The 1,413-nt window shown below is 43.9% G+C and carries 1 protein-coding gene; it reads left to right on the top strand.

The window, feature by feature from the left end; genetic code table 11:
- Nucleotides 1-106: 106 nt before the first annotated feature.
- The gene (locus KIO97_RS26025) at nt 107-1,393 is read left to right on the top strand and encodes an IS4 family transposase (protein ID WP_285384361.1); all 1,287 of its coding nucleotides are present in this window, start codon (nt 107-109) and stop codon (nt 1,391-1,393) included.
- The last annotated feature ends 20 nt before the right edge of the window (nt 1,394-1,413 follow it).

Genomic DNA, 1,413 nt, shown 5'->3' with positions numbered 1-1,413 from the left:
AGGTGATCGCTCAAGTGGGCCAGTTAATACTGGACTAGTACAATACTATTTAGCACTCGCTAAATACTAAAAAACGGAGCTTTTCGAGCTCCGTTTTTTGTGAACGATAGAGGATGGTAAAAACTACGAGTCTGTAGTTAATGCCATTCAACTTGAATGGATAGAGCAAGCTTTGCTTGATACATCTAAAGCAAGTATTAGGAGACGACGTTTACCAGCGCAACAAGCGGTTTGGCTTGTTATTTGGATGGGACTGCAGCGGAACAAATCAATTAAGGAAGTGTGTAGTTCTCTTGACTTAGCTCTTCAACCCGAACCTCAGAATACATGGTCTCGTGTTGCACCTAGTGTGCTAACTGACTCTAGGCGACGTTTAGATGAGGCCCCTCTTGCCGCTTTATTTAAAACCTCTGTGGCGGCTTGGGAGAGCGACGCACTAGTAAAAGATAAGGTGCTAGGGCTAAGCATCATGGCCGTGGATGGTACAACTTTTCGTTGTCAAGATTCAGAAGACAATGCGCAAGCATTTGGATTCATTTCTCAAAAACATAAACCTTACCCTCAACTTCGCTTGGTCGGCCTGATGGCGACCGAGACACGCTTTATGGTGGGGGCTGCATTCGATGCTTGTCAGGTTGGCGAGGTAACGTTAGCACACAGATTATTAGCAGACGTGCCAGCCAACTCGCTTACATTGTTTGATCGTTGCTACTTTTCCGCCGACTTGTTGATATCGTGGAATGCAGCAGCCTCCAATAGTCACTGGCTAACCCCCGTAAAACGGAAATTAAGGTATGAAGTTGTAGAGCACTTTGCTGAAAACGACATGCTTATTTCTATGCCTATCTCACCACAAGCTCAGCGTAATAACCCTAATTTGCCGACTCATTGGCAGGCACGTCTCATCCTCTATAAAGACCCAAAAGGTGAAATTGAAGGCTTTATAACTTCCCTTGTTGACCCTAAGAAGTACTCATTAGAAGATTTATTAGCTGTCTATTGGCAACGCTGGGAAATAGAAGAAGGTTACGGTGAGATAAAGCAAACTCAGCTACAAAGCGAGGTTACCTTGAGAAGTCGTTTTGCTGTTGGTGTTAGGCAAGAGCTCTGGGGAATACTGCTAGCGTACAATTTGGTGCGCTTAGAGATGATTCATATTGCTCAAGACGCTGATGTAAGCCCAACTAGAGTTAGCTTTACAGCGGCAATAAACTTAATAGATACCCAGTTACGTTGGTTGGCACTTAGTCCTGATGGAACTCTACCGAGCAAACTCAAGCAAATGAGGGAAAGCATAAGTCACTTCATTTTACCGGATAAAAGAAAGGACCGAACGTATCCACGTTCAGTCCTTTTTGTCCCTACAAAATATCCATTTAGATATAAGCATTAATGCTTATCCGAACGGCATTA

Source organism: Vibrio sp. B181a (assembly GCF_030248375.1).
Classification (GTDB): domain Bacteria; phylum Pseudomonadota; class Gammaproteobacteria; order Enterobacterales; family Vibrionaceae; genus Vibrio; species Vibrio campbellii.
The sequence above is the reverse complement of the archived record's forward strand: the minus strand, read 5'-3'. Positions and strand labels throughout refer to the sequence as shown.